The 20,850-nt window shown below is 62.5% G+C and carries 19 protein-coding genes; 8 read left to right on the forward strand and 11 right to left on the reverse strand.

Annotated elements, in window-relative coordinates; genetic code table 11:
- The first annotated feature begins 241 nt into the window (after positions 1-241).
- The 4 genes from BLV31_RS05170 to BLV31_RS05185 are packed head-to-tail and all read left to right on the forward strand — an operon-like array spanning position 242 to position 2,881.
- Positions 242-1,066, forward strand: a complete 825-nt coding sequence (locus tag BLV31_RS05170) for an IclR family transcriptional regulator (RefSeq protein WP_033097545.1) — start codon at positions 242-244, stop codon at positions 1,064-1,066.
- Between the two features lie 35 nt (positions 1,067-1,101).
- Positions 1,102-1,896: a 2-keto-4-pentenoate hydratase gene (locus BLV31_RS05175; protein ID WP_006551054.1), complete on the forward strand. Its 795-nt coding sequence runs from the start codon at positions 1,102-1,104 to the stop codon at positions 1,894-1,896.
- On the forward strand, positions 1,893-2,681 hold the full coding sequence (locus BLV31_RS05180; protein WP_037216937.1) for a 2-keto-4-pentenoate hydratase: 789 nt from the start codon (positions 1,893-1,895) through the stop codon (positions 2,679-2,681). The genes BLV31_RS05175 and BLV31_RS05180 overlap by 4 nt, the downstream gene beginning before the upstream one ends.
- A 2-nt stretch (positions 2,682-2,683) precedes the next feature.
- A complete protein-coding gene (locus BLV31_RS05185; protein WP_006551052.1) occupies positions 2,684-2,881 on the forward strand; it encodes a tautomerase family protein in 198 nt (65 codons plus the stop codon).
- A gap of 414 nt (positions 2,882-3,295) precedes the next feature.
- On the opposite strand, the gene BLV31_RS05190 is transcribed toward BLV31_RS05185, so the two are convergent.
- Both BLV31_RS05190 and BLV31_RS05200 read right to left on the reverse strand, forming a co-directional pair.
- Positions 3,296-4,321: a helix-turn-helix domain-containing protein gene (locus BLV31_RS05190; protein WP_039586527.1), complete on the reverse strand. Its 1,026-nt coding sequence runs from the start codon at positions 4,319-4,321 to the stop codon at positions 3,296-3,298.
- 367 nt (positions 4,322-4,688) lie between these two features.
- Complete coding sequence (locus BLV31_RS05200; protein WP_039586476.1) at positions 4,689-5,687, reverse strand: helix-turn-helix domain-containing protein; 999 nt, start codon at positions 5,685-5,687, stop codon at positions 4,689-4,691.
- Positions 5,688-5,895: 208 nt separating this feature from the next.
- On the opposite strand from BLV31_RS05200, the gene BLV31_RS05205 reads away from it, so the two are divergent.
- Both BLV31_RS05205 and nphA read left to right on the forward strand, forming a co-directional pair.
- Positions 5,896-7,401, forward strand: a complete 1,506-nt coding sequence (locus tag BLV31_RS05205) for a 4-hydroxyphenylacetate 3-hydroxylase family protein (protein WP_139192999.1) — start codon at positions 5,896-5,898, stop codon at positions 7,399-7,401.
- Between the two features lie 28 nt (positions 7,402-7,429).
- Positions 7,430-7,957 (forward strand): NADH-dependent flavin reductase, encoded by a 528-nt coding sequence (nphA, locus tag BLV31_RS05210; protein ID WP_039586529.1) that lies wholly within the window; start codon positions 7,430-7,432, stop codon positions 7,955-7,957.
- A gap of 67 nt (positions 7,958-8,024) precedes the next feature.
- On the opposite strand, the gene BLV31_RS05215 is transcribed toward nphA, so the two are convergent.
- The 5 genes from BLV31_RS05215 to BLV31_RS05235 all read right to left on the reverse strand — a co-directional run bounded on the left by BLV31_RS05215 (position 8,025) and on the right by BLV31_RS05235 (position 12,739).
- Positions 8,025-8,450, reverse strand: a complete 426-nt coding sequence (locus BLV31_RS05215; protein WP_064060057.1) for a tautomerase family protein — start codon at positions 8,448-8,450, stop codon at positions 8,025-8,027.
- 25 nt (positions 8,451-8,475) lie between these two features.
- Positions 8,476-9,228: an SDR family NAD(P)-dependent oxidoreductase gene (locus BLV31_RS05220; protein WP_039586480.1), complete on the reverse strand. Its 753-nt coding sequence runs from the start codon at positions 9,226-9,228 to the stop codon at positions 8,476-8,478.
- An 87-nt stretch (positions 9,229-9,315) separates the two neighbouring features.
- Positions 9,316-10,794: an aldehyde dehydrogenase gene (locus tag BLV31_RS05225; protein WP_019290744.1), complete on the reverse strand. Its 1,479-nt coding sequence runs from the start codon at positions 10,792-10,794 to the stop codon at positions 9,316-9,318.
- A gap of 14 nt (positions 10,795-10,808) precedes the next feature.
- Entirely contained in the window at positions 10,809-11,864 is a 1,056-nt protein-coding gene (gene dmpG, locus BLV31_RS05230) for a 4-hydroxy-2-oxovalerate aldolase (protein ID WP_006551042.1), read from the reverse strand.
- Complete coding sequence (locus BLV31_RS05235) at positions 11,861-12,739, reverse strand: acetaldehyde dehydrogenase (acetylating) (protein ID WP_006551041.1); 879 nt, start codon at positions 12,737-12,739, stop codon at positions 11,861-11,863. The genes dmpG and BLV31_RS05235 overlap by 4 nt, the downstream gene beginning before the upstream one ends.
- A 222-nt stretch (positions 12,740-12,961) precedes the next feature.
- On the opposite strand from BLV31_RS05235, the gene BLV31_RS05240 reads away from it, so the two are divergent.
- Positions 12,962-14,056 (forward strand): VOC family protein, encoded by a 1,095-nt coding sequence (locus BLV31_RS05240; RefSeq protein WP_039586482.1) that lies wholly within the window; start codon positions 12,962-12,964, stop codon positions 14,054-14,056.
- Positions 14,057-14,455: 399 nt separating this feature from the next.
- Positions 14,456-14,638, forward strand: coding sequence for a hypothetical protein (locus BLV31_RS24640; RefSeq protein ID WP_138941515.1), 183 nt, complete (start codon positions 14,456-14,458; stop codon positions 14,636-14,638).
- A gap of 337 nt (positions 14,639-14,975) precedes the next feature.
- On the opposite strand, the gene BLV31_RS24410 is transcribed toward BLV31_RS24640, so the two are convergent.
- The 4 genes from BLV31_RS24410 to BLV31_RS05265 form a co-directional block, all read right to left on the reverse strand.
- Positions 14,976-15,772 (reverse strand): IS5 family transposase gene (locus BLV31_RS24410; RefSeq protein ID WP_371850707.1). Its coding sequence is split into 2 segments (ribosomal slippage): positions 14,976-15,436 and positions 15,436-15,772, totalling 798 coding nucleotides; the frame shifts between segments, so codons are not numbered across the junction.
- Positions 15,773-16,109: 337 nt separating this feature from the next.
- Entirely contained in the window at positions 16,110-17,150 is a 1,041-nt protein-coding gene (locus tag BLV31_RS05255) for a 2Fe-2S iron-sulfur cluster-binding protein (protein WP_064060060.1), read from the reverse strand.
- A gap of 97 nt (positions 17,151-17,247) precedes the next feature.
- Positions 17,248-18,462 carry a cytochrome P450 gene (locus tag BLV31_RS05260; RefSeq protein ID WP_024102186.1) on the reverse strand — a complete coding sequence of 405 codons (1,215 nt, stop codon included), beginning with the start codon at positions 18,460-18,462 and terminating at the stop codon, positions 17,248-17,250.
- A gap of 1,086 nt (positions 18,463-19,548) precedes the next feature.
- Complete coding sequence (locus tag BLV31_RS05265; RefSeq protein WP_064060061.1) at positions 19,549-20,682, reverse strand: IS630 family transposase; 1,134 nt, start codon at positions 20,680-20,682, stop codon at positions 19,549-19,551.
- Positions 20,683-20,850 lie beyond the last annotated feature (168 nt).

Genomic DNA, 20,850 nt, shown 5'->3' on the forward strand with positions numbered 1-20,850 from the left:
GTTCGATCCGGTCAGCGGAGACGAGGGAAGCGACACGCGGGCCGAGATATCTGTGCGCCTCGGGGGATCGAAGGTCGCGGTTGGTGGGCTGTCGGTCGTGAACTCGTGCGCTCGAGGTCATTCATTCGTGCGCTTCAGGACATGTTCGTTCTCTGCTCGGCCACCTAGTGTTCCACCTCACAGCGATGCGACGGGGTTGCTCAACCGTCATCCAGATGAACTTTGAAAGGTGGCTGTCGGCGTGGCTGGTCTGCAAACAGTGCAAAAGATTGGTCCGGTGCTCGATCTGTTCACAGTTCAGCGTCCGGAATGGGGTGTTTCCGAAGTTGCAGCGGCCATCGACGTGCCTCGGTCGAGTGCTCATGCATTGCTGGCCAGTCTCGTCGACACCGGGTTGTTGCAGTGCCGGAATCGCGGCCGATACCGGCTCGGCTGGCGCATCGTCGAATTGGGGGAAACACTCCGCAGCACTGTGGACGTACGTTCCTGTTCCGCTCCTGTGTTGGAAGAGCTGGTCGAAAACTATGGAGAAACGACACACCTGGCCATCATGGAACGCTGGAGTGTCCTCTACGTCGACAAGGTGATCGGTACGCACAACATCACCGTGCAGGGGGCTCGAGTGGGCACCCGGCTCGATGCCCACTCCACAGCTGTGGGCAAGGTCCTGCTCGCGCAACTCGACAAGACTGAATTGCAGCGGTACTTGACAGCGCGTCCGTTACGTCGATTGACACCGTCGACGACTACGAGTCCGCATGCGCTCGCCGATGCTCTCGAAATGACTCGCATGGCTGGTGTCGCGGTGGACATGGGCGAGACGGTGTCGGAGGTGCACTGTGTCGCCGCACCGGTACGAGACGACATGGGTTCGGTGGTTGCTGCAGTGAGCATAAGTGTTCCGGCCACCCGATTCGCTTCGCGGCGAGCTCAACTCGAGCGTGCTGTGATCGCTGCCGCCAACAAGATCACTCGCTCTATTGCCGAGGCGGCGGACATCGTTCCACTCGAATCCCGGAACCACCCATCGCTGGAGCCGGTCGGTAGCTGTCCCCGAGCGTCCTGACATCTGTATCAACCGCACGACACAACCGAGGAACTATGGATATTGCTGTTCAGAAGGCAGCGGATCGTCTGCTCGACGCGTATCGCACCGCCGAGCCGATCGCCCCGCTGACGCCCGAGTATCCCGACGCGTCCCTAGAAGTGGCATACCGCATCCAGCAGGCGCAAGTAGAGCAGTGGACATCGGCCGGCGATGTCGTCAAGGGACACAAGGTAGGCCTCGCGTCGCGAGCAATTCAGCGACAGATGGGGGTCGACCAGCCCGACTTCGGGCATCTCACCCAGAGCATGTTTCATCTGGAGCACCATCCCATCGCCAGCGGCACATTTCTGCAACCGCGTATCGAACCGGAGATTGCATTCGTCCTTGGTCGTCCACTGGTCGGCCCAGGCGTGACTGCCGCAGAGGCAGCGCGGGCAGTGGATTTCGTCCTGCCTGCGCTGGAGATTGTGGATTCGCGGATCAAGGATTGGAAGATCGGAATTTTCGACACCATCGCCGACAACGCTTCATCCGGCGGGGTCATACTCGGCAGTTGCCCGGTCTCGTTGGACCAGCTGGATCTGCGTCTGGCTGGCTGTAACCTGCACATCAACGGCGAGCTCGTCGCAACCGGTGCCGGTGGCGCAGTTCTCGGGTCACCGCTCAGTGCGCTGGTGTGGCTGGCCAACACGGTAGGTCCGCTCGGCGTGACCCTCGAGCCGGGGCACGTGGTGCTGCCCGGCTCGATGACCGGTGCGTATCCTGTCGCACCCGGCGATTCCATCGTTGCGACTATCAGTGGGCTCGGCACCGTCACCGCCGTGCTCGGCGGAAAGGACGAACAGTGACCGAGCAACTATGGAGCCCGGCCAAAGTGGCCGATGTTCTTATACGAGCGGAGGATAGCGGCGTCGCGCAGACGTCGATTCTCGCAGAATGGGACGGTCTCGATCTGGCCGCGGCATATGAGGCTCAAGATATTGCGCTGCAAATGCGGATCTCGCGGGGGGAGAGGGTCACCGGTGTCAAACTGGGTGTGACCTCCAAGGCGAAGCAGCGTCAGGTGGGAGTCGACTCGCCGTCGACGGCGTGGTTGACGGACGCGATGATCCTTCCGATCGGTGAGCCGGTGCCCCGGGAGAAGATGATCCACGCGCGTGCCGAACCGGAGATTGCGTTCGTCATGGGACGTCGACTCGAAGGGCCCGGGGTCTCGGCGGCGACTGCGCTCGCGGCGGTCGACCATGTGGTCGGTGCGATCGAAATCATCGACAGCCGGTTCTCGGGTTACAAGTTCTCCATGATGGATGCTGTCGCGGACAACAATTCGTCCGGCCGGTACGTCACCGGTCCCATCAGTGTGCGGCCGGACTCGCTGGACCTCGGTCTCGAAGCCTGCTTGCTCGAAGTGGACGGTGAGATCGTCGATTCGGCGACAGGAGCTGCTGTGCACGGCCATCCCGCGGAGGCGCTGGCTTTCGCGGCGAACACCCTCGCCGAGCGTGGCCTGGCGATCGAGCCGGGCTGGGTGATCCTCACCGGGGGGATGACGGATGCGGTTCCGGTCCGGCCGGGGGCGCGGATCGCTGCTCACTTCACTCATCTCGGTACCGTAAATGTGTCAGGAGGCTGATGATGCCGTTCATCGAGGTGACTATTTCCGCAGGGCGTTCGCCCGAACAGCTCCGCGCACTGATACATGAACTCACCTTTGCCGCCCAGCGGGCCGTGGACGCGCCGTTGAGCAACATTCGGGTGGTGCTGCGTGAAGTTCCGGCTACTCACTTTGCCGCCGGTGATGTGACGATTGCAGAACGATCTCCTGCTCAATGACTTTCGTTTGATTCTCCCGAACGATTCTCGTGTCAATGCAAGCGAGTCGGGACAAGACGATGAGTGCAAGGGACACGTAGACCGGAGTTGGGGCGGACTGCCCTGTTCCTTTTCTCGTTCGGGGAGTCGCTATGACGACGGCACGTCGTCGCCGGCAATGCCTTGACCGGGGACAGACGAGCAACGTCGCAGATGGCTGCGGTTGGACGTCGCAGGCGAGACCGTCGGAAATCTACGAGGGAGTCGGCGAGATTCAACGCTGGTGCTGGCGCGTCCGATTTGCGGACGCGCCAGCACGCCGGGTAGACGAGATTGCTCAACAGCTTACCGGCGGTTGCTGAACACCGTTGCGGGAGTTCGAAAACCGCTATTGAATACACGATGACGGCTACAGGTCAGAACGTGGCGGTCTGGTCACCCGTTGTCGCTGCTGGTGCTGGTGCCGAGTTGCTGCATGCGGAAATGCAGTGGGCTGGTCCCGAAGCGACGTCGGAACGCTCGACTGAAATGCGAGACATCGCGGAAACCTACGCGGACGCTGATGGTAGAGATCGTGGCGTCGGTGCTCAGCAAGAGTTTGCGAGCTCGCTCGAGCCGCTGTTGATTCAGCCATGTGCGTGGTGTCGTGCCTGCTGCGCTGAATAGTTTGTGGATGTACCGCACGGACATTCCCAGTTCGGCTGCAAGGTCGCTGATCGAGTAGTCGGGGTCTGTCATGTGTCGTTGCATTGCCTGCTGTATGACTCGAAAGTCCTTGTTGTGAACTCGTTTGGTGGTGTTGAACGGAGTTGTGCGTTCACTGATGGCGGATACGAGTAGGTCCATCGCGCACGCGGCAACGGAGGCTGAGGAGTTGGGCGAAAGAAGGGAGTCGTCAGTTGCCATGTCGACGAATAGGCGAGAGACGTATCGGCTGATGCCGCTGTGGCCGGAAAAACCTTCACCGGTAATCTCCGCTACGGCTTCCAGGGGAAGATGTGGCGCAAACACCGCGCGCGGCGCGCGGACGACAATCTGCTCGAACTCGGTCTGGGCGTCGACGATGAACGGCGCCGATGAGTCGAGGATTCCGAACGCCCCGCTTTCGAGCTTTGCGGACCGAGAGTGTTGACCGATGACCGCTGTACCGCTCGTGATCAAGCACAGTAGGTAGTCGTCGTTGGGATCGGACGAGATCATGTTCGGGGTGCGGATTACTGTGTGTGGGTCTGCGCGTACGACACTGACTGTGACGTCGACGAAGGGACGCACCGATAGTTCCGCCCCGAACGAGTCCGATATGTCAGGCCAGTCGACGTCGAGTTCGCAGTATGTCGAGTCGAGTGTGTCTACCCACCGCGAACGTACCTCGCTCGATTCGAGCTCGCGTGTGCTGATTACGACCTTGGCGCTGCCCTTGTCGGTGCAATCGGAGTCATTGTTCTGTGCACTGTCGGTCATGTCGCTGCTCACCTCCATATCCTAGTGTTGCAGATCACACCGGCTTCGAATATAGGAGGTATTCGCTCCCCGGAGTCACGCCCACAGCTTCCGCGTCCGCACTCGTCCCGAACGGAGTAGATCGTGACCCGCGCTGCTCCGCCTGGGGCGATTGGATCACCTGAAGGAGTGACACCGACCGGAACCCCATGACGCTCGACTTCGCCGCGAAGCACCCGTGTCCTACGTCCGCGTAGTCGGCATGCATCTGGTGTCGATCTCGCGAACTGTCTCGACGGAAGAGTTCGCGGTAGAGGGCGCAGGACCGGCTCGACTGTCGGCATGAGCCGCGGAGGTGACCCGGAGCGAATCGGGCCACCTGTGTAGGTCAGCGGTGTTCGGTTCGATAACGGCCAGGGCTGGAACCGTATGCGGCGCGGAATGTGCGGCTGAAATGGGACACATCGCGAAAGCCTGATTGCTCACTCACTTCGGCGACTGTCAGATCGGTGCTCAGGAGGTACTTACGTGCTCGCTCCACCCGTGTGCGGTACAGCCAGGCGCGAGGGGCCGTGCCTTGCTCACGGAAGAGGTTCTGAATGTGTCGCACAGACATCCCCACTTCTGCAGCGACCCTGGATAGTGATAAAGCGGGATCGTGTAGCTGTCGCTCGACGATCCGCTGCACTTCGGCCAGATCACGCGCGTGACTGATCTTCGTCGGGTCGGTCTCGGTGGCGCTGTCGGTGAGGGCGGTGACCAGCAGGTCGAGAGCGACGGATGATATCGAGACCGCTGACCTCGTCGGCAGTGTCCGGTCCTGTTCGGCGACGTCGAGGAGGAACCTGCTCACGAGTCGGCCCGTTCCCGAGATCCCACTGATGGGCAGCCCGGTTCCCTGCTCGAGTACTCGCTGGGGTAACCGCGCTTCGAGCAGGGGTCTGGGAGTGTCGATGACGACCTGACGAAAATTCGACTCGGCTTCGAATTCGAACGGGGCGGCGCAGTCCAGTAACGCGAACGATCCCTGCTCGAGAACTCCGCTGCGTCCGTTTTGGGTGACGCGGACGTTACCGTCGGTCACCACCAACACGAGGAAGTCTCCCGCGTCGTCCGAACGCACCATCGCCGGCGAACGGATGACCGAGTGGACGTCCGCGCGCATCGTGCTGACATGCAGTTCTCCGATGGGATGACCGCCCCATTCTGCGATGAACGGTTGGCGTGGATTGGGCCATGCCACGTCCGACTCGCAATAGAGGGTGCCGACTGTGTTCGCCCACAGATTACGGCCTTCCGTGGAGTCGAGCCCTCGCGTATCGAGAGATACCACAGTGGGTTTGGTGGATTTACGCGTGGAGTCACTCCATCGTTCGCGCTCAGTCATGTTTATCGGTACCTCCGGAATCTAGTGTTCCGTGTCACAGGGAGCTGGCTCTGTACGGACCGTCGAGTGCGGAATTGCCTCGGAGCGGCGCCTGGATTCGCATCGGCCGAGAACACCGTCTCGGTCTGAGCTCGACAACAGGAGTGAGCACGTGACGACGCCAACTATTCTCGAGACCTCCACCGGAACCCCCAACGATGTCCGGCCGATGACCGGCGCGGAGTACATCGAGTCCTTGAAGGATGGACGCGAAGTGTATTTCCGCGGAGAACGTGTCCCGGATGTCACGACTCATCCGGCTTTCCGGAATTCGGTTCGCTCGATCGCTCGGATGTACGACGCGCTTCATACCCCCGAAGCCCAGGGGGTGCTGGCGGTGCCGACCGATACGGGTAACGGTGGATTCACGCACCCGTTCTTCAAGACCGCCCACAGTTCCGACGATCTTCTTCTGTCCCGCGACGCGATCGTCGCGTGGCAACGTGAGGTGTACGGGTGGATGGGCCGGTCGCCCGACTACAAGGCCTCTTTCCTCGGGACCCTCGGTGCCAACGCGGACTTCTACGGTGAGTACAGGCAGAACGCACTCGACTGGTACAAGAAGGCGCAGGAGCGGGTGCTCTATCTCAATCACGCGATCGTCAATCCGCCCATCGACCGTGATAAGCCTGCCGACGAGACCGCGGACATCTGCGTACATGTGGTGGAGGAAACCGACGCCGGCGTGATCGTTTCCGGCGCCAAAGTGGTGGCGACCGGGTCTGCGATCACCAATGCCAATTTCATCGCCCATTATGGACTTCCGCTGCGCAACAAGAAGTTCGGGTTGATCTTCACTATTCCGATGGACTCGCCGGGCTTGAAGCTGTTCTGTCGGACGTCCTACGAGATGAACGCTGCAGTGATGGGCAGCCCGTTCGATAATCCCTTGTCGAGCCGCTTCGACGAGAACGACGCGATCATGGTGTTCGATCGTGTGCTGGTTCCGTGGGAGAACGTGTTTGCCTATGACGCGGACACCACGAACGGATTTGTGACGAAGTCCGGGTTCATGGCTCGGTTCATGTTCCATGGTTGTGCACGCTTGGCGGTCAAGCTCGACTTCATCGCCGGCTGTGTTCTGAAGGCGGTGGAGACGACAGGTACCAACAATTTTCGTGGTGTCCAGATGCAGATCGGCGAGATCCTCAACTGGCGCGATATGTTCTGGGGCTTGTCGGATGCGATGGCCAAGTCTCCCGATGAGTGGGTGAACGGGGCTGTGCAGCCGAACCTGAACTACGGTCTGGCCTATCGCACGTTCATGGGGGTGGGCTATCCGCGGATCAAGGAGATCATCCAGCAGACGCTCGGTAGCAGCTTGATCTACCTGAATTCGCATTCGAGCGACTGGGGTAACCCCGACATCCGGCCCTACCTCGACCAGTACGTGCGCGGGTCCAACGGCATCACCGCGATCGATCGTGTGCAGCTGCTCAAGCTGCTGTGGGATGCCGTGGGCACCGAGTTCGGAGGTCGGCACGAGCTGTACGAGCGCAACTACGGTGGCGACCACGAGGCCGTCCGCTTCCAGACATTGTTCGCCTACCAGGCCCAGGGACTGGATACCGAGCTCAAGGGCTTCGCCGAGAAGTGCATGTCCGAGTACAACGTCGACGGGTGGACACGTCCGGACTTGATCAGCAATGATGATCTGAAGATCGTGCGTGGTTGAACGGGACGCGACGATGACGAGCACGACCATGACCGACAACACCCCGAACGGCGGAATCGAGGTCACACCCCTACAGATGCGGAAGGCCCTCGGCCGGTTCGCCAGCGGCGTCACCATCGTCACCACCGCCGAAAGCGAGGACGACGCGTCGGTGCACGGTATGACGGCCAACGCATTCACCTCCGTTTCGCTCGACCCCCCGCTTGTTCTGATATCCATCGCGAACCGAGCCAAGATGAACGAGCGGATCAACAAGACCGGCAAGTACGGTGTTTCGATCCTGGCGACAGATCAGGAGCCGTTGTCACTGCACTTCGCAGGAGCTGCCCATCAACCCGATCTGGTGCGATTCGTCTGGCGCCGGGAGGTTCCTCTCCTCGAAGGCGCGCTGGTGCACCTGGCCTGTTCGGTGGACGCCTCGTATCCCGCCGGTGACCACATGTTGTACGTGGGCCGAGTGGAGCAACTGTGGTATGACGACGGACATCCGCTCGTCTTCTACACCGGTAGCTTCCGGTCGCTCGAGTTGCTGCGCGACGACCCGTGGGGGTTCTGAGTAAACCCCTCGGACAGGGGGTGGGATTGCCGAAGGTCGATCCCACCCCCTTGCGGTGTCGGGTAGATCAGATGGACGATCCGCTGTCCGCGCGAGCGGCGATCTCGTCGGCGCGTACCCCCGCTGCTGAGTGGCCGCCGATGAACCAGTTCGCCGGGTCCACCTCGATGATCCGACCACGGACGGCCGAACGCGGCACCCCGAGTAAATCGACGATCAGGTCGGTGAACCGGGCCGCGAGCTCCTCGCGCTGTGCGCGAGGACGACCCGCCAGCACGATGGCTGTAAAGTACGGTGCAGCCGTGCTGCTCTCGGAGGCAACCGCGCCGGCGACCGCGACATCATCGGTGGTGTAGCGGACGATGAAGGTCCGAACTCGCTCGAGCGGGGAGTCGAGAACCTCCGAATAGCAGTGGCTCGCCTCGACAAGCAGACGGTGCCGCTGCTCGACGGTGAACCGTCCGTCGAGCAGATGGAAATGTGCAACAGGCATGAGAGGGCCTTTCGGGAGTGGTGCTCTATTGGACGCCGTGGCGTGTGCCGGCGTCGACGTTGAGGACGCTGCCGTGCAGCACGCTCGCCTCGGGGGCGAGCAGCATCTCGAGGACCCAGCCGAGCTCGTCCAGCGTCGGTAACCGGCCGAGCGTGGTCTTGGCGCGGTAGCGCTCCCAAATGGTGTCGAGATCGCGGCCGGTCTCGGCTGCTTCGGTTTCGACGAATTTGCGGAGCCGTGGCGTGTCGACCGGGCCGGGCGCGATGGTGTGTGTGGTGATGCCCTTCGGTCCGTACAGGGCGCTGAGCTGGCGCATCAGATTGAACACTGCGGCGTTGACGGTGCCCGGCGCGGCGTCGAGCGGGCCGGGTTCGAAACCGAGCGATCCGGCGACGGCGACGAATCGCGATCCGGGGACCAGCTGGCCGCGGACTGCGTGCAGCAGCCGTACCAGCCCGCCGACCTTGATGTTCGCCCCTACAGCAAGCTCGCCGGGGCTGATGGTGTCGGCGGAACCACGTACCGGCAGACCCGCGGCGAACACGGCCAGCCGGATCGGCGCGTCGACATAGGCGGAGATCGCCTCGATCGCACTGTCGTCGCTGATGTCGGTGACACAGGGGATGATCAGGTTGTTTTCGGCTGCAAGGGTTTTGAGGTCTTCGGCGTTGCGCGCGACCGCGATCACGCGTAGGCCTCGACGGACCAGGCGTCGGGTGAACTCGGTGCCCATCGCACCGGTGGCGCCGACGACGACACACAACTTGGGGCAGGTCACGGGTGATTACTCCTCGGGGAGAAGCGGGGACGGCCGGTGCAGCACCTACTGCACCGGCCGCCCACGTGGATGAGTCGAAGGACCGGATCAGCCGCGCAGCCGAAGGGTCACGGCGCGCGGTTCGGTGAAGAAGTCGCGGGAGTACTGACCGCCTTCACGTCCCAGGCCGCTGGCGCCTTCGCCTCCGAAGGGGAGACGCAGGTCGCGTTCGAAGAAGCAGTTGATCCATACGGTGCCGGCCTTCCAGCGCGCGGCCATCCGGTGGGCGCGGTCGAGGTTCTGGGTGAACAGCATCCCGGCCAGGCCATAGCGTGAGTCGTTGGCGATGCGCAGTGCCTCGTCTTCTGTGTCGAAACCCAGGACGGTTTCGACGGGCCCGAAGATCTCCTCTTGCGCGGTCCGGGAGTCATTGGTCAGCCCAGTGATGACGGTGGGGGGATAGTAGAAGCCCTTGGCGTGGGCGTCGCCGGCCAGACGGGCGCCGCCGGTGACGACTTTCCCGCCTTCCTGCTGCGCGAGTTCGACATAGCCGTGGACTTTGTCGAGATGGCGTTGTTCGATGAGCGGGCCGATGAAGTTCGACGGATCCTTCGGATCGCCGACGCTGAGCTTGTTCGCCTCGTCGACGAACCGCTCGAGGAACTCGTCCATGATGCTGTTCTGCACGAGCAGTCGGGATCCGGCCAGGCACACCTGTCCGTTGCCGCCGAAGATCGCACGGATCGACATCGGTACGGCCACGTCGAGGTCGGCGTCGGCGAAGATGATGTTTGCGGACTTTCCGCCCATCTCGGCCGAGACCGGCGTGTGGTTGGGTGCTGCTGCCTGAAGGATCTTGACTCCTGTGGCACTCGACCCGGTGAAGGTGATCCGGTCGACTCGCGGATCGGAGGTCAGCGGGCCGGCGACGGCTTCGCCACCGAAACCGTGTACTACGTTGAGTACTCCGTCGGGCAGTCCGGCTTCGAGTGCGAGTTCGGCGAAGCGGTGTGCAGTCAGTGGGGTTTGGGGTGCCGGTTTGAGGATTGCGGTGTTACCGAACGCCAGGGCGGGCGCGATCTTCCAGGTGGCCAGCATCAGGGGTGCGTTCCAGGGGCTGATCGCCGAGACCACGCCGGCAGGCGGGTAGAGCACGTAGGACAGCAGATCCCCGTCGGGGTAGGCCTCGTTGGCGGCCATCGACGCGTAGTCGGCGAAGAACCGCAGGTTGTGCGCCACGCGCGGGATTTCGGCGTGCAGGGACTGGTTGATGCCCTTACCGCCGTCGCGGGTTTCGAGCTGGGCGAGTTCTTCGCGGTGCTCGTCGACCTTGTCGGCGACCGCGTGCAGGATCTTTGCGCGTTCCTTCGGCGACATCTGTGGCCAGGGCCCGCTGTCGAAGGCGTGGCGGGCGGCGGTGATCGCAGCTTGTCCGTCTTCGGCGGTGCCCTTGGGTACGACACCGAGTAGCGACCCGTCGTGCGGATCGATCGATTCGAAAGTTGCTCCGTCCGATGCGTGCTTCCATTCGCCGCCGATGAGATGACGGACCTGTGTGGTCGACGGTGCGTTGTGGGTGTGGGTCATGACAGTCTCCTGTGTCAGACTCCGGCGCGGGCCGGGAGTTCGTAGGTGCGGCCGGCGAGCTCGGAAGCGACGTCGATGATCATGTCCTCCTGGCCGCCGATGACACCGCGTCGGCCGAGTTCGATCAGGATGTCGCGGGTGGAGACACCGAATTTCTTCGCGGCGCGTTTGGTGGGGTGGAAGAATGTCGAGTAGACACCGGCGTAGCCGAGGATCAGTGCGGTCTCGTCGACGATCTGGGGTTCTTTCATCAGCGGCGCGACGATGTGCTCGGCGGTGTCGATGAGTGTGAACAGGTCGACGCCGGTGTCCCAGCCGGCTCGTTCGAACGCGGCGGCCAATACCTCGGTCTGGGCGTTGCCGGCGCTGGCGCCGAGCCCGCGCAGAGATCCGTCGATGAATGTCGCCCCGTTCTCCGCGGCGGCCAAAGCGTTGGCGATACCGACCCCGAGGTTGTTGTGGGCGTGGAAGCCGATGTCGGCGGAGATCGCCTGCCGCAGCGCGGCGACGCGCTCGCCGGCGTGCTGCGGCACCATGGCGCCGGCAGAGTCGACGACGTAGACGACGTCGGCGCCGTAGGAATCGAGCTTGGCGGCTTGCTCGGCGAGCGGCTCGGGGTCGAGTTTGTGGCTCATCATCAGGAACGTCATGACGTTGAGGCCGTGTTCTTTCGCCCATTCGATGGGTTGCTGGCCGCAGTCGGCTTCGGTGCAGTGCACCGCTACCCGGACGGTTTTGATGCCCGCGTCGATCGCTCTTTGCAGTTCGGCGAGGGTAGCGATGCCTGGCACGTAGAGCGCGGCGATGTCGGCGTTGTCGACGGCGTCGACCGCGGCGCGCACGTACTCGGGGTCGGTGGCGGCGGCGAAGCCGTACTGGATGGACGAGGCGCCGAGGCCGATGCCGTGGGCGACCTCGATGGTCGGGATGCCGGCCTGATCGAGTCCGCGGGCGATATCGGCGACGTTCTGCGTGGTGAACTGATGCGAGACCGACGACATGCCGTCGCGCAGTGTGGTGTCGACGAGGGTGACCTTGCGGGGTGTATCGGTGGTGGCGGTGGTGGTCACTGGATTGCTTCCTTGACGAGGGTGCGCTGGGCCATGACGTCGGCGACCTGCACGGCGGCGGCGGTGATGATGTCGAGATTTCCGGCGTAGGTGGGCAAGAAGTCGCCGGCGCCGACGACCTCGAGCATGACGGTGACCTGGTCGCCGTCGACGTCGACCAGGCGCAGGGTGTAGCCGGGGACGTACTGCTGGACCTTGGCGACCATGTCGATCACTGCGCGCTCGATCGCGGCCGGGTCGGGGTTGCGGACTTTGGCGTAGACCGTGTCGCGCATGTTCATCGGTGGTTCGGCTGGGTTGATCACCGAGATGGCCTTGGCGCGATCGGCTCCGGCGACCTGGGCAAGTGCCTTGCCGGTTTTCTCGCTGAACTCGCTGAGGTTCTGCCGGGTGCCGGGTCCGGCGCTGTGCGAGGCGATGGCAGCGACGATCTCGCCGTAGGACGCGTCGGCGACCTCGTTGATGGCATACAGGATCGGGATGGTGGCCTGGCCGGCGCAACTGACCATGTTCACGTTCGGCGCGTCCAGGTGCGTGCTGAGGTTCACGGCCGGCACCACGTACGGGCCCACTGAGGCAGGTGTCAGATCGATCGCGCGGATGCCGGCTTCGGCGTAGCGCGGGGCAGCGGCGGCGTGGACTTTCGCTGATGTCGCTTCGAAGACCACGTCGGGAAGGTCGGGCCGGTTGAGTAACCAGTCGATTCCCTTTGCGGAGGCCTCGAGGCCTTCCTGTCGGGCTCGTTCGAGCCCCTCGCTGGTCGGATCGATACCGATCATGTACATGGGATCGACGTGCTCGGATCGCAGCAACTTGTACATCAGGTCTGTTCCGATGTTGCCGGATCCGACGATCGCAGCTTTCAATCGACTCATCTGTGCGGCCTTCCCTGAACTCTCGGGTAATGGGCTCGACGCTAGGAAGGGGTTGCTGGTCGGAAGGCGGAAATCCCGTGGTCCTGAACATGTGCGCGGTCGGGAACGTCCCTGTTCGGTTATCCCGGATGTCAGCGACTGCCTGGTTTACATCGCCGCAAGCTCGTGGTCACCACCACAGCCCGGTGCAGCTCGCCCGGACAGCTCAGATCAGGAGTAGCCATGACCGAACTCACTGCTCGATTCGATATCGCGCATCTCGCTCGCACCGAACTGTTCACTCCCAAGCCGCAGGAGACGCTCGACTTCTTCACCAAGTTCCTCGGCATGTATGTCACTCATCGGGAGGGTCAGTCCGTATACCTTCGAGGCTACGAGGATCCGTACCAGTGGAGCTTGAAGGTCACCGAGGCACCCGAGGCAGGAATGGGTCACGCCGCGCTGCGCGCGAGCTCTCCGGAAGCACTCGAACGTCGGGTGGCATCGCTCGAGCAGGGCAACGTCGACGGTAAGTGGAGCGAGGACCAGTTCGGTTACGGCAAGACCTTCGAGTTCCAGTCCCCGGATGGACACAACCTGCAGTTGTTGTGGGAGGTCGAGAAGTACGTCGCCCCGACGGCACTGCAGAGCAAGATCCTTTCGCGTCCTTCCAAGAAGCCGCTGTCGGGTATTCCGGTCAAGCGCATCGATCACCTCAACCTGATGGCGTCGAATGTCACCGCGCTCAAGGAATCGTTCGAGCAGCACCTCGGGTTCCGGACCACTGAACGTGTCGTCGACGGCAACGTCGAAATCGGGGCGTGGATGAGCTCGAACCTGCTCGGTCACGAAGTTGCCTGTATGCGCGACATGACCGGTGGGAACGGCAAGCTTCATCACGTGGCGTTCTACTACGGCACCGGACAGCACCTGGCCGACGCGGTCGAGATGTTCCGTGACTATGACATCCAGATCGAGGCTGGTCCGGATAAGCACGGCATCACCCAGGGGCAGTTCCTGTACGTGTTCGAGCCCGGTGGAAACCGTATCGAGCTGTTCGGTGAAGCCGGCTATCTGCATCTGGATCCTGACGCTGAGACCAAGACCTGGCAGATGTCCGACATCGATACCGGTCTCGCTGTTGGCGGTGCGAAGCTGCCGTGGGAAACGTACTTTACGTATGGCACTCCCAATCCGCTCGCGCTGGATCAGCACATCGAGAAGTTCGCCCACTTCGGTCCCGGCGCGCCGATCGAGGATCCGGATGTGGCTGCTGCCGAGCAGGCCATCCCGGACGACATCGACCACTCGCGGGCGGTTTCCGGTTCGCCCGCCTGATTGGGATCGTGCACCCGCTCAACCGCAATCGTGTGATTGTTGTTGAGAGCCTGAGGTCTCCGATGTGGACAGCGAGTTGAACAACTCTCCACATCGGAGACCTTTGTGTGTACAGGAGCGCTTCCCATACAGAATTGCCGTTGGTGTAGTCGAATCGACGGACTGAGGGGCGATGTCCATCGGCGGGTGGTCTCGAATGAGGTCCGGGGCGGTCGAGTTCTTCCTCTGCTGTGAAGGAAATCGGTGTCGGTTCGGGATGACGGCATTGAGCGTCAACTCCAACCTGGGAAGGGATGCTGGCGCTGATGGCGAAGTTCGCAGGGATACCGTCGCAGCCCAGCTGGGTCCGTTGAGCAGTGCTACCAGATGTCTTGTCTCCCTATCCTGTCAGGAGATGTCATGGAATATCCCATTCGTTATCGAGTATCAGATTCGACGACCGAATCGGTGACCGCACGCGATCTCGAGGTAGTGCTGCAAGCGCTGACCGGTCGCCCTATGGAGGCCGTTGATATCGAGGCTGTCGAGTCTGCTCTCGACCTCGAGAGGATGTCTCGTGTGGGTATCCCGCATCAGTTGTGAAGACATACTGTCGAATTCGATGGTGCATTGCTCTGGTGCACAGTAGAACTGGCCTGTACGAGATGCTTGTGCTCGCCTAGAGCTGTGGCGGGCAGGGGTAGGAATGCGAAAAGGCCGGCAGTCGCGATACCAAGGATTGTGACGAAGGCCGAGGTGATGGCCGCCCCTGGTTCGGGGGGCGATTCCCTGTGAACACGGTGGTCAAGACTGATGGACCGATGCCGTTGGTGAACTGCAGCAGAGCGCAGAGCGAGCTGCCGGGCGAGCCAGCCTCCTCGGATTACTCGGGCTGAAGGCAATATTTCCCGCCACTTGCCATGCTCGATAAGAGCATGTCTCATTTGGAGAGCTTCTTGAAGCAGGTCAACGCGGCGGCGAGTTGAAGAAAAGCAGCGAAGTGCTCGCCCTGGCGTTCGTAGCGGATGGTCAGCCGGCGGTAGCCACTCAGCCACGCCAAGGTGCGTTCGATCTTCCAGCGGTAACGGCCGAGGCGTTCGCTGCTGTCGACGCCGCGGCGGGCGATGCGCGGGACGATCCCGCGGGCCCGCAGCCACCGGCGGTGGACGGGATAGTCGTAGCCCTTGTCCGCCCGCAGCCGACCGGGTCGGCGGCGTCGTGGGCCGCGACGCGAGCGCACCGCAGGGATCGCGCTGACCATCGGTTGCAGCATGACACTGTCGTGGGTGTTCGCCGAGGTCACCGCGGTGACCAGCGGGATACCGTCGGCGTCGGAGAGGATGTGGATTTTCGAGCCCTTCTTGCCGCGGTCGACCGGGCTGGGACCGGTCAGAGAGCCCCCTTTTTCGCCCGGACGTGGGCGGCGTCGAGGATCGCGGCGGACCAGTCCAGATCCCCGCCGGCGCCGAGTCGATCGAGGACGCGCCGGTGCAGCTCGTCGAACACTCCGGCCCGGGCCCAGGTGGTGAAGCGGCGGTGCGCGGTCGGGACGCTGACTCCGAACGACGGCGGTAGGTGCCGCCAGGCACAGCCGCTGGTGAGCACGTAGACGATTGCGGTGAACACCGCTCGGTCATCGAGCGCTGCGCGGCCGCCGCCCTGCGGACGTGCCCGGAATTCGGGTAGCAGCGGTTCGATGATCTCCCACAACGCATCCGGCACCAGCCGTAAAGACAACGCATCGACCACGACAGTGCATTATGCCGCACACAAGATCCGAGCCATAAGAGACATGCTCTAAATCGGGACTCGGAACATCCGAGGACGCGAGCTGGATACGGTGACGCCTAACCGCGCAGGACCGTGCATCCGCCGACGTCACTGAAGTCGCGCAATTGGGGTTCTTGCATGCTCGGCGGTTCACGGGGGCGGGGTTACAGAACGGCCTTCGGGTCCAGCTTTGCGGAAGATCTGCGGGTTACGTCCCCGGGCGAATGAACTGGCAACGAACAAAGTCTGGGGCAGCGAGTACATACGCGCTGCCCCAGACTCTTGTCGTGGTGGATCCTGAAGGTCAGAGCACTGCCGGCGCTGTGCTGGTTGCGGGCGTGATGGCGAACTCCTCGCGGAAGATCAATCGAGGAGCTATACGCCTGCGCTTGAGTGCCTTGACCGCCGCATCGACCATCGCGGGTGGGCCGCAAAGGAATGCGCTCATCCCCTTGCACGAGGGAAAGTCGCTGACCACGACATCGGTGACCAGCCCGGTTGCCCCTTCCCACTGCTCCTCGCTGAGAACGGGTCGGTAGTGGAAATGCGGGTGCCGGTGTTCGAGATCGCGGAAGAATTCGACATCGTAGAGGTCTTCCCGCCGGCGGCCGCCGTGGTAGAGGAACAGTTCTGGGACGAGGTCCTCGACGAGGGCGTGTTGGACGATCGATTTCAGTGGAGCCAACCCCGTCCCACCGCCGATCAAGATCGCCGGTTCATCCTGTTTCGCGACGAGATTGAACTGCCCGAGGGGGCCGCGCAGCGAGACTCGTTCCCCGAGCGTCATTGAGCGGAAGATCCACCCATCGGTCGACAACCCGCCCGCGGTGAGCTTGATGTGAAATTCCAGCCGCCGAGTCTCGGTCGGAGGATTAGCCATCGAGTACTGCCGCGCCCCTGCGTGCTCAGAAACGATGAGTTCGGCGTACTGACCGGCATTGAACTGCATCGGAGTGTCCAACTCGATCACCAGTCTGCGCGTGTTGGCAGCGATGTCGTCCAACACGACGACGGTGCCTTCATAGTCGCGTAGAGGATGACGAGGCACGCCGTCATCGCTGACGTTGCCGAGCGGCTCGACGGTCAAGTCCGAGCGGGGAGTGGCCATACACCCCAGAGCCAGTCCTTCGGCCCTTTCCTCGACGGTCAGGGTGTACTCCGGAGTCTGACGGTGGTCGACCTCACCGCGCAGCACCTTGAGTTTGCATGTCCCGCAGGTTCCCTGAGTGCACGAGTGGGGCAGCCACTCGTTGGCCCGCAGGGCAGCATCGAGAATGGATTGGGTTTCTTCAACGGCAATGTCCGTGTTCTTTCCCTCTATACGGACCAAATATTGATCAGACATTTCCGGTAGCGCTCCAATTCAATATCGATAACCTCGGGTGTTCCCGATGCTCGCCGTATCTGTGCAGATGATTCAGGAGGGGTGAGGTCGAGGTCGCCTACACTTCCCATTCGACAAACAGCTGCTTGGGGCCGCGGAAACCCCATCCCCAAAAGTCCACCTCGTGGGTTTCGTCTCGTTCGATGTTCGGAATTGCCTCGAGCAATTCTTCGAGTCCGATTCGGACGACTGCATTGGCGAAATAGGTTCCGGCGCATGCGTGTTTTCCGCCGCCGAAGGTCATGTTCGGCACCAGGGCACGATCGAGGTCGTATTCGGTGGGGGCGTTGTACGCGTTTTCGTCCTGATTGGCCGAACCGTACGACAGCATCACGATTGAACCCTCAGGAAGCGTGACCCCGCCCACGGTAACTTCTCTCGCGGCACGCTTGACCGCGGCGGACCAGATCGGGGCAACCCAGCGCATGCCCTCGGATGCGGCGCGGGGGATCAGAGTCGGATCGTCGATGACACGTTCGAGCTGGTCCGGTCGGCTGAACAGTCCGGCCAAGGTCGTGGCCATGGCATGACCGGGCTCCTGCATTGCTCCGAGCAGGAAGACATACAGGTTGGGGTAGATGACGTCGCGACTGCGGGTCTGGCCCTCCGGCATCCCGTCGTGCAGCCAGTGCGAGATGGCTGAATGGTCCGGTTCGACGATCCATTTGTCGATCTTCGGGTCGACATGCGCGATGATTTCCGCTTTGGCGCGGTCGCCGGGGGCGAACCCTTCGGGGTTGGCGAACTCACCGTTTTCGTCGACTGCCGCATTGGTGAACGACACGCTCAGATTGTGGAACCACTCGCGCAGTTTTTCGGTGCTGACATCCCCGAGACCGAGCAGGTCGCCCAGTGCGCGGACACTCACCGGCTCGCAGTAGGCGGCGACGATATCCGCGTGCCCGTCGTTCTCGAACTCGGCAATGCGCTGTCGCGCAAACGGTCGGACGAGATCGTCGATGTACTTGTCGACGGCTGAGGGCTGCAGGTGTGGTTCGACCATGTCCCTCAGGTTGCGGTGCTCGTCTCCGTTGGTATTCAGCAATGCCTGAGGGCCGAAGGTGCGGCCACCGGCAGCGGAGATCACCGCAGGCCAGGTTGTGTCGTCTTTGGAGATCTCAGCACACAGTTCTTTCGTCGAGACGATGTGCATGCCGAGGGCGGGAACGTAGGCAATGGGTGCCTCTTTGCGGAGGCGCTCGTAGAACGGGTATGGATCGGCCTCGAGCTCCTCGATGGTGATTTCGTCGATGAAGCTGCGGGTGGAAGTCATCATGCTCCTTCTGATTTCGGGTGCTTTGAGCCGGGAGGCGGGCTGAGGCGGCTGTGAGCTGCTTCGGTTGACCAGGCGGAGGTGATCGTCGGGTCAGCGAAGCGCTGGTAAATGTCTGTGTGAGCTGGCCGCGACAAACGTCAGTTGGGTGTGCCGATTATCGGGATGTCTGATGGGACCTGATCGCTAGCGTGTGCTGCGCTCGAGAGCGTCGAGAGAGCTGGTACGAAGTGCTGCACGGTCGAGTCGTATGTCAGGGGCCTCGTTCATCCTCGGACGCCACTGGCGCGGATCTTCGTAGCAGCGCAGACAAGCTGCTCGGACCTCACTATGGGTCCCCGTCCACGCCTAGAAACCGCGTAAAGACGATCTCAGTTCCCCGAGGTTGGAGGCTCAGTGGTTTCGCGTGCGCCAGAGATTGGATATCGAACCGGTCGCGGCGGTCACTCATGCGTCGTTCTCCTTCGTCACCTGCGGCGGAGTGAGAGGTGGTGTGGCGGCCGGCGGGTGGCGGCGCGCACACGAATAGCGTCGGACATGAGCCCGCAGGATCCGGCTTCCCAACTTCACCGAACCGCGTCGGTTTGTGTCTGATGTCACGAGGATGGTCGGAATCGTCGGCTGTGCGTCGCACTGTTCGGGATAGCCGAACGGAAAGGGTGAATCGTCGGGACATTTTCGGCTGCACCGGAAATGAGACGTGTCAGGGATGATTCGGGGAGCATCCCTGAGCTTCGTTGTTGGGTCCGGTCGAAAAGTGAGCAGCTGGCCCCGAGGTGGTCGCACTCCATCGTGTGCGACACGCACCTGCACATCTGGAGGCTGTGCCGTCGACTCGATATGTCAATAGGGCGCGGGGCGGCGCCCACTGTCTGCCAAACCCCGACGATTCCTCGAGCTGTGTGCCCGCCGATAGGGCGTACGCACCGTCGCTCGACAGGTTGGAGCCCGACCTGCCGCCGGGGAGTTGGGCCGGCGGCTATATTCTCGAGTGGGACGGCAGATCGATCACGACCGTCGCCCCACTCGACCGCCTCGTCGTCCGCGAGATCAGTTCCCTCTGTCTGCCCGAAGACTAGTGCCGCATCAGGCTACGTTCGCCCTGTTCACGATTTCGCGTAGCCGTTGATCCTCGGCGTGCTTGTTGCGCCAGATGATGTAGCTACGGATCATCGACCCCTGCTCCCGATGACTACCGTGATCGGTGCCGTCGAGTGCGAAGTACCGCAACGCCGTGAACTGCGCCTCGATCCGGTTCAACCACGAACTGTTCGTCGGGGTGTACGCGATCTCGACGTTGTTCGCCTCTGCCCACTCCGCGACGCGACGGCACTTTCTCGTGGTCAGGTGGGGTGAGAAGTTGTCGCACACGATCGCGATACGGACCTCGGCTGGGCACAAGGTGCGCAGGTAGCGGCAGAATTCGAGGAACGTGGTGCGGTTCTTCGTGGTCTTGACGTGCCCGTAGAGCTTGTCCTTGCCCAGGTCGTACGCGGCGAACAGATGCCGCACTCCGTGCGGGCGGGTATAGGTCGCCCGCCGCCGGCGCCGCGGTTCCCGGTCCGGGTCCTTGTGCTTGCCACCGCGCTCGTCCCACTGCCGGCCCGGATGCGGCTGCAAGTTCGAGGGACCGAACCCGTCGAGGCAGAAAATCACCTGCGGCTCATCGGGATCGGGCACGACCTCGCCGTCGGCGATGGCGTACAGGTGCTCGACACGGGCTTTCTTGGCTGCGCACTCCGAATCTTTCGATCGTTTCCAGGTTTTCACTTTTTGAAAGGAGACACCCTCCTCGCGGAGCAGCACGCGCAGACCTTCGTGGCTGATGTCGTCGACCACCCCCTCGGCGACCAGGAACTCGGCGAGTGTGGTCAGGCTCCAGGTCGAGAACGGCAGGTCATGTTCGGTCGGCACCGATTTGGCGATCTTCTTGATCTCCCGGCGTTCCGGGAGAGTGAATTTCTTCGGCCGGCCACCGGAATATTTCGGGTACAGCGAGTCGAATCCGTCGGTATTGAAGTTGTGGATCACATCGCGGACCCGGTCGGCGCTGGTGAAAGCTACTTCGGCGATCTTGGGTACTGGCATGTTCTGGGCGGAGAGCAGGATCATCTGGGCGCGCCGCCAGGTCACCACCGATCCGGTGCCACGGCGGATGATCCGCACCAGCCGCTTGCCTTCGTCGTCATCGAGTTCTCGCACGCGTACTCGTTCTGCCACTCGACCAGGTTGATCGATCCCGTGGCCGACACGCCGCAACCGGTCGGCGTGTCGGCGAGAACGGGGCAAAGGTTCACGGGTGCGGCACTAGCGGATCCAGATCGCGGACCTCCGTCGGGACGGCATCAGCGTGGTCGGAACTGTCCGACTTCCGAGCGCCGTCAACAG

Origin of the sequence: Rhodococcus pyridinivorans, assembly GCF_900105195.1 — a bacterium.
In the GTDB taxonomy this organism is placed as follows: domain Bacteria; phylum Actinomycetota; class Actinomycetes; order Mycobacteriales; family Mycobacteriaceae; genus Rhodococcus; species Rhodococcus pyridinivorans.

Excerpts from the sequence above, each read along its gene's own strand:
- BLV31_RS05175 (WP_006551054.1), top strand. The coding sequence starts at position 1,102 with ATGGATATTGCTGTTCAGAAGGCAGCGGATCGTCTGCTCGACGCGTAT.
- BLV31_RS05185 (WP_006551052.1), top strand. The coding sequence starts at position 2,684 with ATGCCGTTCATCGAGGTGACTATTTCCGCAGGGCGTTCGCCCGAACAG.
- BLV31_RS05190 (WP_039586527.1), bottom strand. The coding sequence starts at position 4,321 with ATGACCGACAGTGCACAGAACAATGACTCCGATTGCACCGACAAGGGC.
- BLV31_RS05200 (WP_039586476.1), bottom strand. The coding sequence starts at position 5,687 with ATGACTGAGCGCGAACGATGGAGTGACTCCACGCGTAAATCCACCAAA.
- BLV31_RS05205 (WP_139192999.1), top strand. The coding sequence starts at position 5,896 with ATGACCGGCGCGGAGTACATCGAGTCCTTGAAGGATGGACGCGAAGTG.
- nphA (WP_039586529.1), top strand. The coding sequence starts at position 7,430 with ATGACCGACAACACCCCGAACGGCGGAATCGAGGTCACACCCCTACAG.
- BLV31_RS05215 (WP_064060057.1), bottom strand. The coding sequence starts at position 8,450 with ATGCCTGTTGCACATTTCCATCTGCTCGACGGACGGTTCACCGTCGAG.
- BLV31_RS05225 (WP_019290744.1), bottom strand. The coding sequence starts at position 10,794 with ATGACCCACACCCACAACGCACCGTCGACCACACAGGTCCGTCATCTC.
- BLV31_RS05235 (WP_006551041.1), bottom strand. The coding sequence starts at position 12,739 with ATGAGTCGATTGAAAGCTGCGATCGTCGGATCCGGCAACATCGGAACA.
- BLV31_RS05240 (WP_039586482.1), top strand. The coding sequence starts at position 12,962 with ATGACCGAACTCACTGCTCGATTCGATATCGCGCATCTCGCTCGCACC.
- BLV31_RS24640 (WP_138941515.1), top strand. The coding sequence starts at position 14,456 with ATGGAATATCCCATTCGTTATCGAGTATCAGATTCGACGACCGAATCG.
- BLV31_RS05255 (WP_064060060.1), bottom strand. The coding sequence starts at position 17,150 with ATGTCTGATCAATATTTGGTCCGTATAGAGGGAAAGAACACGGACATT.
- BLV31_RS05260 (WP_024102186.1), bottom strand. The coding sequence starts at position 18,462 with ATGACTTCCACCCGCAGCTTCATCGACGAAATCACCATCGAGGAGCTC.